This window comes from Bradyrhizobium sp. 62 (assembly GCF_023073035.1).
Classification (GTDB): domain Bacteria; phylum Pseudomonadota; class Alphaproteobacteria; order Rhizobiales; family Xanthobacteraceae; genus Bradyrhizobium.
This window is the reverse complement of sequence record NZ_JADPIT010000032.1, coordinates 382,351-391,023: the sequence shown is the minus strand read 5'-3', so window position 1 is coordinate 391,023 and position 8,673 is coordinate 382,351. Positions and strand designations below refer to the sequence as shown.

The 8,673-nt window shown below is 65.0% G+C and carries 8 protein-coding genes; 5 read left to right on the top strand and 3 right to left on the bottom strand.

Annotated features, from left to right (window positions below):
* Positions 1-137: 137 nt before the first annotated feature.
* Positions 138-1,556: an amidase family protein gene (locus IVB47_RS31235; protein WP_247467249.1), complete on the top strand. Its 1,419-nt coding sequence runs from the start codon at positions 138-140 to the stop codon at positions 1,554-1,556.
* Between the two features lie 70 nt (positions 1,557-1,626).
* On the opposite strand, the gene IVB47_RS31230 is transcribed toward IVB47_RS31235, so the two are convergent.
* On the bottom strand, positions 1,627-2,730 hold the full coding sequence (locus IVB47_RS31230) for an amino acid ABC transporter permease (protein WP_247467246.1): 1,104 nt from the start codon (positions 2,728-2,730) through the stop codon (positions 1,627-1,629).
* Between the two features lie 2 nt (positions 2,731-2,732).
* Complete coding sequence (locus IVB47_RS31225) at positions 2,733-3,920, bottom strand: ABC transporter permease subunit (protein ID WP_247467242.1); 1,188 nt, start codon at positions 3,918-3,920, stop codon at positions 2,733-2,735.
* Positions 3,921-4,006: 86 nt separating this feature from the next.
* Here IVB47_RS31225 and IVB47_RS31220 point away from each other — a divergent pair, with 86 nt between their 5' ends.
* The 4 genes from IVB47_RS31220 (at position 4,007) to IVB47_RS31205 (ending at position 7,969) form a co-directional block, all read left to right on the top strand.
* Positions 4,007-4,879, top strand: a complete 873-nt coding sequence (locus IVB47_RS31220) for a MurR/RpiR family transcriptional regulator (RefSeq protein ID WP_247467239.1) — start codon at positions 4,007-4,009, stop codon at positions 4,877-4,879.
* 3 nt (positions 4,880-4,882) lie between these two features.
* Positions 4,883-6,232, top strand: coding sequence for an aspartate aminotransferase family protein (locus IVB47_RS31215; RefSeq protein WP_247467236.1), 1,350 nt, complete (start codon positions 4,883-4,885; stop codon positions 6,230-6,232).
* 12 nt (positions 6,233-6,244) lie between these two features.
* The gene (locus IVB47_RS31210) at positions 6,245-7,258 is read left to right on the top strand and encodes an amino acid ABC transporter substrate-binding protein (protein ID WP_247467233.1); all 1,014 of its coding nucleotides are present in this window, start codon (positions 6,245-6,247) and stop codon (positions 7,256-7,258) included.
* Positions 7,259-7,321: 63 nt separating this feature from the next.
* Positions 7,322-7,969 carry an aspartate/glutamate racemase family protein gene (locus IVB47_RS31205; RefSeq protein ID WP_247467228.1) on the top strand — a complete coding sequence of 216 codons (648 nt, stop codon included), beginning with the start codon at positions 7,322-7,324 and terminating at the stop codon, positions 7,967-7,969.
* Here the strand turns inward: IVB47_RS31205 and IVB47_RS31200 are convergent.
* Entirely contained in the window at positions 7,966-8,613 is a 648-nt protein-coding gene (locus IVB47_RS31200; RefSeq protein WP_247467225.1) for a TetR/AcrR family transcriptional regulator, read from the bottom strand. The two genes, IVB47_RS31205 and IVB47_RS31200, sit on opposite strands and share 4 nt — an antisense overlap.
* Between the last annotated feature and the right edge of the window lie 60 nt (positions 8,614-8,673).

Sequence of the window (8,673 nt, the reverse complement as noted above, 5' to 3'; positions counted from 1 at the left end):
AGCGAAGCGACTTGTCCGCCGAAGCTTTAACGAAGGCGGATGCAATCCAGAAATGTATCTGCGGCAAAAGTCTGGATTGCTTCGTCGCTTCGTTCCTCGCAATGACGGAGCCTAGAACAAGCACAGGAGTAAAATAATTGTCTCAGGACCTGATCCGCGAAACCGCGTGCACCGTCGTCGACAAGCTGCGGTCCGGCGACGTCTCGCCGCTGGAGCTCCTGGATGTGCTGGAGAAGCGCATCGGTCAAGTCGATGGCAAGGTCAACGCGTTGCCGACGCTGTGCTTCGATCGCGCGCGAGATAGCGCAAAGGCGCTGATGCGGAAGCCGGCCGGTGCGCGCGGGCTGCTAGCAGGCCTGCCAGTGCCGATCAAGGACCTGACCGATGTTGCTGGCGTGCTGAACACCCAGGGCTCGCCGATCTTCAAGGACAACATCCCGGCGACGTCCGACATCCTGGTCGAAAATCTCGAGGCCAACGGCGCGGTCGTCTATGCCAAGTCGAACACGCCGGAATTCGGCGCGGGCGCCAACACCTTCAACGAGGTGTTCGGCGCAACTCTCAATCCGTGGGATACGTCCAAGTCGGCAGCCGGCTCGTCAGGCGGCGCGGCCGTTGCGCTCGCCACCGGCATGGCCTGGGTCGCGCAAGGCTCCGACATGGGCGGCAGTCTGCGCAGCCCGGCAGCTTTCTGCGGCGTCGTGGGCATGCGGCCGAGCATCGGCCGGGTCGCACATACTCCAAAATCAGCCATCGATCGTAACCTCGGCGTCGTCGGTCCGATGGCACGCAACGTCGAGGATCTCGCGCTGCTGCTCGATGCCATGAGTGGCGACTATGCAGCCGATCCATTGTCGCTTCCCGCGCCTGCGACCTCATTCCTGTCAGCGGCACAATCAGGCAAGAAACCGAAGCGCATCGCCTACTCGCCCGATCTCGGCATTACGCCGGTCGATCCCGAAGTCAAAGCGATCACACGCAAGGCGGCTGAACGCTTTGCCGAAGCCGGCGCCATCGTCGAGGAGGCGCACCCGGACTGGCGCGAGGCGCACGAGTGCTTCCACACGTTGCGCGCCTTCGATTTTGCGATCAGCAAGGCCAATCTGTTGCGCACCAAGCGCGACCTGCTCAAGCCCGAAGTGATCTGGAACATCGAGGAAGGCCTCAAGCTCACGATCGAGCAGCTCGAACGCGCCGAGGCGCAGCGCGTCGGCATGACCGCGCGTGCGGTCGAGTTCTTCAAGAGCTACGATCTGCTGCTGGTACCGACCACGATCGTGCCGCCCTTCCCGATCGAGCATCGCTATGTCGCCGAATGCGCCGGCAAGAAGTTCGACAATTACGTCGAGTGGCTCGGCATCGTCTATGCGATCACGCTCGCCTGCTGTCCCGCGCTGTCGCTGCCGTGCGGCTTCACCGCATCGGGACTTCCGGTCGGCCTGCAGGTCGTCGGGGCTCCGCGCGCGGATGCGCATGTGATCGCCGGCGCCAAGGTGCTGGAGGATATTTTGGGCGTGCGCGGCACGACACCGATTGATCCGCGCGTGAAGAACTAGCCTCTCGTGTCCCGGACGCGGCGCAGCGCTTCTTCAGCGGTGTGCTGCAGAGCCGGGACAAGAGAGATAGTCACCTTCCGCTCGTCGCCTCCAGGCTGCGGCTATACCGCGACATCGCGAAGCAGAAGACAAAATAGATCCCGGCGACGAAGATGTAGACCTCGACGGAGAATTGCTGCCACGCCGGATCGATGATCGCGGTCTTGGTCGTTGTCAGCAAGTCGAAGATACCGATGATCAGGACGAGGCTGGTGTCCTTGAAGAAGGCGATGAAGGTGTTGACCAGCGGCGGGATGACGTGGCGGATCGCCTGCGGCAGGACGATCAGCCGGTTCTTGCGCCAGTAGGACAGGCCGAGCGCGTCGGCGGCCTCGTATTGCCCGCGCGGCACGGCCTGGAGGCCACCGCGAATGACTTCGGCAAGATAGGCACCCGCGAACAGGATGATCGCGACCTGCGCGCGCAGGAGCTTGTCGATGTTGAATCCGTTCGGCATGAACAGCGGAAACATCACGCTGGCCATAAACAGCAGACTGACCAGCGGCACGCCGCGGATCAGTTCGACATAGAGCACGCTGAGCGAGCGGATCGCCGGCAGCTTTGAGCGCCGGCCGAGTGCGACCAGGATGCCGAGCGGGAAGCCAAAAGCCAGACCAAAGGTCGCCAGGATCAGCGTCACGGGCAAACCGCCCCAGCGGTCCTGCGAGACGAACGACAGGCCGAGTATGCCGCCCCACATCAACATGCTGATCAGCGCGAGAGCGGCGATCCAGAGATAGGCCAGCTCGCGCCGCCATAGGGCGCGGCGGGTGGAGAGATAGAACAGGGCGATGAACAGCAATACCGCCAGCGCCGGCCGCCACTGCTCGTCGAACGGATAGGTGCCGAACAGGATGAAGCGGTATTTTTCGGGGATGATCGCCCAGCATGCACCGACGCCGCGTACCGCGCGGCAGGCGCTGGAATCGTTCGCCGGGGTGAGCCAGACCGCATTGGCGATGCCCCATTGCGCGAAGCTGAAGATGGCCTTTGCGAGCACCGCCAGCAACACGACGGAAAGGATGCCGTTGGGGATCGACGAGAACAAATTGGTGCGCAGCCAGCGCAGCACCGGATTGCCAATTTGCGGGCGGGCGGTGCGCGGTGCTTCTGGAATGTCGGCGATCGCCGTCATGGTCAGCGCTCCACAAGCGCGATGCGCGAATTGTACCAGTTCATGAAAAAGCTGATGCCGAGGCTGATGGTCAGAAACACCGCCATGATCAACGCAATGGCCTCGATCGCCTGACCGGTCTGGTTCAACGTCGTGTTGGCGATCGAGACCACGTCCTGATATCCGATCGCCACGGCGAGCGAAGAGTTCTTGGTCAGGTTGAGGTATTGGCTCGTCATCGGTGGCACGATGACGCGTAGCGCCTGTGGCAGGATGATCTGCCGCAGCATGAAGCTGCGGCGCAGTCCGAGCGCATTGGCGGCATCCCACTGACCGCGCGGCACGGACTGAATGCCGCTGCGCACGATTTCGGCGATGAAGGCTGACGTGTAAGTAACAAGCGCGATCAGCAGTGCGAAATATTCCGGCGCGAGCGTCAGCCCGCCGACGAAGTTGAAGCCGCGCAACCCAGGCCATTCGATCGTCCAGGGCACGCCGAGCAGCACGGACAGCGCCGCAGGCAGCCCAACGAGCAACCCGAGTCCAAACGGCCAGGCCGGGCGCGGCTTGCCGTCGCGCATTTGCTGCGCGATGAGCCGCCGCTGGATGACATAGAACACCACAAGCCCGAGCACTGCCGTGCCGAGCACCCAAAGCTGCGGCGTCCCGATCGGAATCGCCGGCAGGATCAGCCCGCGATTAGACAGGAACACGCCCTCGATCGGCCGCCATGCCGCACGCGCGGCCGGCAGCGCTTGCATCAGCACGTACCAGAACAGGAGCTGGAGCAGCAGCGGGATGTCGCGGAGCGTTTCGACATACACCGCGGCGAGCCGCGACAGCAGCCAGTTGGCCGACAGCCGCGAGATGCCGATCACCGTGCCCAGGATGGTTGCAAGCACGATTCCGATCACGGCGACGCGCAGGGTGTTGGCGATGCCGACGACGAAGGCCCAGAGATATGAGTCTCTCGGATTATAGGCGAGCAGGCTGTCGGCGATGGGCATGCCGGCCTCTCGGCCTAGGAAGGCAAAACCGGTCGTGATGCGGCGCGCGGAGAGATTGGTGACCGTGTTGGACCAGAGGAAGGCGATGACCGCGACTGCGATCCCCACCACCAGGGCCTGCCAGAACAGGCCTTTCAGCTCGCGTTGTCCGAAAGCGCCGAAGAAGCGACGGCGCGGCGGCGGTCTCGGAGCGTCTGACGTCACAGCACAAAAATCCTTCTCAAAACGGCGATTTCCGGCAGCGTACGTCAACTGTTGCACCAAACTCTACTTCGTGCAACAAATGTTTCATGGCCGAGCCCGCCAAATCCTCGCCGCTGAGCGAACTGCGCATTGCATTGCCATCGCTTCCGATGCGGTTGCAGGAGGTCGGGCGTTTCGTCGCGGCCAACGATTACGACGCCACCACGCGTTCGATGCGCGATCTCGCAGCGGTTGCCGGCGCCGATCCCGCCGCCTTCACGCGGCTTGCCAAGGCGATCGGCTATTCGGGCTGGGACGAATTGCGCGCGGCACTGACGGAGGCGCGACGGCCCTCGCAGACAGCGCCCTTCTCCGGCCGCGCCAGGAGCCGCCGCCACGGCCCGAATGCCGATGTCGCGCTCGTCACCGACAAGCTGGAAGCCGAGGCCGCCGGCCTTCCGCGCATCCCGGCCCAGCCGATTGCGGAGGCGGCACGCGCGCTCCACGATGCCAAGCGGGTCTGGATCACCGGCTACCGAAGCTGCCGCAGCGTCGCGGAACTGCTCAACTATGAGCTCCGGCTGTTTCGCCCCGAACAGGTGCAACTCGTCGGCACGTCCGGCCCCGACGATCTCGACCTCGGCGCGTTCCGGCCCGGCGAAGCCGTCATCGTCATTGGCTTCATGCCCTACACCCATGCGAGCGTCCGGGTGGCGCAGGCCGCCTATCGTGCCGGCGCCACCCTGATCGCGATCGCCGATAGCCCTTCGGCGCCAATGGCCGAAGGCGCCGACCACGTGCTGCTGTTCGAGGCGGCCTCCTCTCCCGGCTTTTTCCCCAGCCTCACCGGCGCCATTGCGATCGCGCAATCGCTCGCCGCCGTGACGTTTTCGCTCGGCGGCACGGCCGCGAAGAAGCGCCTGGAGAATACGGAGGCGCGGCTGGCCGCGGCCTCAACTTACGTTTCAGAGAAAGGTTGACCCATGGTCGCTCGCACCAGCCGCGTGCTGCATCGCTCGCTGCGCGAAACGCCGCCCAAGGCGATCGCCGGCGAAGGCGTCTATCTCTTTGCCGAGGACGGGCGCCGCATCATCGACGCCTCCGGCGGAGCTGCGGTCTCCTGTCTCGGCCACCAGCATCCGCGCGTGATCGCAGCGATCACGAAGCAGGCTTCGACCCTCGCTTATGCCCATACCGCGTTCTTCTCGTCCGAGCCGGCGGAGGCGCTGGCCGAGAGGCTGGTCGGCCATGAGCCCGGCGGCCTCGCCTACGCCTATTTCGTCAGCGGCGGATCGGAAGCGGTTGAAGCCAGCATCAAGCTCGCGCGGCAATTTTTCATCGAGCGCGGCGAGCCGGAGCGGCAACACTTCATCGCGCGGCGGCAGAGCTATCACGGTAATACGCTCGGCGCGCTCGCGGCGGGCGGCAATGCCTGGCGCCGCGCGCCCTACGCGCCGCTGCTCTCCGACGCCTTCAGCCATGTGACCCCAGCCTTCGCCTATCACGAGAAGCACGAGAGCGAATCCGACGCGCAATTCGTCGCCCGGCTCGCGGCCGAACTCGAAGCCGAGTTTCAGTGCCTCGGTCCCAATACGGTCGCGGCGTTCCTCGCAGAGCCCGTCGTCGGCGCCACCGCAGGTGCCGTGACGGCGCCGGACGGCTACTTCAAGGCGGTGCGCGAGATCTGCGACCGCCACGGCGCGCTGCTCATTCTCGACGAGGTCATGAGCGGCATGGGCCGCACCGGCACCACGCACGCCTGGGAGCAGGAAGGCGTGGCGCCCGACATCCAGGCGATCGCCAAGGGTCTCGGCGGCGGCTACCAGCCGATCGGCGCGATGCTGGCCAGTGGCAGGATCATCGACACAGTCCGCACAGGTTCGGGCGCCTTCCTGCACGGCCACACGTATCTCGCGCATCCCCTCGCTTGCGCTGCTGCGCTCGCGGTGCAGGACGTGATCCGCGAGGACGGCCTGCTCGACCGGGTCAAGGAGCGCGGCAAGCAGCTCGAGCAGCGGCTCATCGAGCGATTCGGCAATCACCGTCACGTCGGCGATATCAGGGGCCGCGGCCTGTTCTGGGCGATCGAACTCGTCGCCGATCGCGCCAGCCGGACCTCGTTCGATCCCGCGCTGAAGCTGAACCAGAAGATCAAGGCGGAGGCCTTCGCCAACGGTCTCGGCTGCTATCCCGGCGGCGGCACCGTGGACGGCGTCCGTGGCGACCACGTACTGCTGGCGCCGCCCTATATCGCTTCGCCGGAGGAGATCGACCTGATCGTCGACAAGCTCGGCACCGCCGTCGACAACGTATTGCGTCGTGTCAATCACTGAGGAGAGAATAGCATGATGAGGAAAGTGGTTATCGTAGCCGGCGTGCTCGCGGCATCGACGGTGGTCGCGTCGGCGGCAACGCTCGACACGGTGAAGAGCCGCGGCACGCTGATATGCGGCGTTAGCGCCGGTTTTGCCGGCTTCTCCGCGCCGGATTCGCAAGGCAACTACAAGGGTCTCGACGTCGATTATTGCCGCGCGCTCGCCGCCGGCGTGCTCGGCGATGCCAGCAAGGTGCGTTACGTCTCGCTGACCGCGCAGAACCGCTTCACCGCGCTCCAGTCCGGCGAGATCGACGTGCTCTACCGCAACTCGACGCAGACCTATCTGCGCGGTGTCACGCTGGGCCTGCGGCAGGGACCGGTCAACTTCTACGACGGCCAGGGCTTTGTCGTGAAGAAGGACCTCGGCGTGAAGGAGATTAGGGATCTCAAGGGCGCCACCGTCTGCGTCGCGCAGGGCACCACGCATGAGGTCACGCTCGGCGATTACGGCCGCGCCAACGGCATCGACTGGAAGCCGCTGGTGTTCGACCGCGTTGACACCATGTACCAGACCTTCTTCGGCGGCCGTTGCGACGCCATGACCCAGGACGCTTCCGCGCTCGCAGGCGCCGTGACGACCGCGGCGCCGAACGCGGCCGACTACGTCGTGCTGCCGCAGACCATCAGCAAGGAGCCGCTCGGCCCCTTCACCCGCAATGGCGACGAGGTCTGGAGCGACATCATCACCTGGCTGCATTACGGCTTGATCGAGGCCGAAGAGCTCGGCGTCACACAAGGCAATGTCGACGAGATGGCGAAGTCGCAGACGCCCGCGATCCAGCGCCTGCTCGGTGCCTCCGGCGATCTCGGCTCGCGGCTCGGGCTCGACAACAAATGGCTGGTCACAGCCATCAAGGCTACCGGCAATTACGGCGAGATCTATGAGCGCAATGTCGGCAAGGCGAGCCCGCTCAAGCTCGAGCGCGGCCTCAACGGCCTCTGGAGCAAGGGCGGCTTGATGTACGCGGTGCCATTCAAGTAAACGCCTCTCGTGTCCCGGACGCGCTGCGTCCGGGGCACGCGACCTTGCATCAGGTAACGTTCAATGACGTCTCCTCGCATCGCGCTGATCCACGCCCTCAAGCATTCCATCGCCCCGATCGAAGCTGCGTTCGCGAAGGCGTGGCCGGAAGCGCGGTTGATGAACCTGCTCGATGACAGCCTGTCGTCGGATCTGGCGCGTGACGGCAAGCTCAATGATGCCATCACCGAACGCTTCCTTGCGCTCGGCCACTACGCCGCGGCGACAGGCGCGGATGCGATCCTGTTCACCTGCTCGGCCTTCGGTCCCTGCATCGAGGCGGTCGCGCGCGCGCAAGCGCCGATGCCGGTGCTCAAGCCGAACGAGGCCATGATCGAACGGGCGGTGACGATGGGCCAGCGCATCGGCCTGCTCTCGACTTTCGCGCCGACGCTGGCCTCGATGCCGCCGGAGTTTCCTCCCGCTGTCCAGGTCGTGCCGAAACTTGCCGAAGGCGCGTTGGCGGCACTCGACCGCGGCGACCGCGCTAGGCATGACCGGCTGATCGTGGAAGCCTCACATGATTTGCGCGATTGCGACGTCATCGCGCTCGCGCAGTTCAGCATCGCGGCAACGGCGCCCCTCGTGGCAGAAGCTACCGGCCGCCCTGTAGTCACCACGCCCGACAGCGCCGTCGAGAAGCTGATGAAGCTGTTTGCGGTGAAGGCTTAAGCGCAGGCCTTTTTCCGGCGCCGTGCGCCCTTGATCGCCACCGCAAGCGCTGCCTTGGTTTCGCTGACAAAGTCCTCGACCAGGTCTTCGCGCGTGGCATGAGCCGCCTCGCCGGTGAACAGTCCCTGCTCAGCCAGCATCACCACGCCGTGCACCGCCGCCCAGATCTTGAGCGCCTGCCGCTCGCGCAAGTAATCAACAGCCGGAGCTTCCAGTGCCTCGATCACGAGCGCAAACGTTTCGCGGGTCGCTTCGTGCAACTCGCTACCTTTCGCCGCACACGACACCGTGCGAGAGGCGAACATCAAGCGGTAGATGCCATTGCGGCGTAAGCCGAAATCCAGCGTCGCCTGCGCCAACAGCGACAGCTTCGACCGCTTCGACGGCTTTGCCATCGCCGCCCGCAAGATCCCGTTGAGCTGCCGGAACGCCTCCGCCGTCACCGCCGCAAGCAGCGCCTCGCGATCGGCGAAATGCCGGTAGGGCGCCGGCTGCGAGACACCCAGCTGCTTTGCCAGCGCCTTGATGCTGATCGCCTCCGTCCCGCCCTGCTCGGCTTCGCGCAGCGCGGCCTTGATCAAGGCGTCGCGGAGATCGCCATGGTGGTAGGTGTTCTCGGGCTTGCGGGAAAGTTGTGAACGCATGTTGCGCAGAGCCTATAAGTTTGCGCTTGACAGGGGAAGCCCGCCGCGAATGTAATATCC

Coding starts and splice junctions, on each gene's coding strand:
- IVB47_RS31200 (WP_247467225.1), bottom strand. CDS start 8,613: ATGCGTTCACAACTTTCCCGCAAGCCCGAGAACACCTACCACCATGGC.
- IVB47_RS31205 (WP_247467228.1), top strand. CDS start 7,322: ATGACGTCTCCTCGCATCGCGCTGATCCACGCCCTCAAGCATTCCATC.
- IVB47_RS31220 (WP_247467239.1), top strand. CDS start 4,007: ATGGCCGAGCCCGCCAAATCCTCGCCGCTGAGCGAACTGCGCATTGCA.
- IVB47_RS31230 (WP_247467246.1), bottom strand. CDS start 2,730: ATGACGGCGATCGCCGACATTCCAGAAGCACCGCGCACCGCCCGCCCG.
- IVB47_RS31215 (WP_247467236.1), top strand. CDS start 4,883: ATGGTCGCTCGCACCAGCCGCGTGCTGCATCGCTCGCTGCGCGAAACG.
- IVB47_RS31210 (WP_247467233.1), top strand. CDS start 6,245: ATGATGAGGAAAGTGGTTATCGTAGCCGGCGTGCTCGCGGCATCGACG.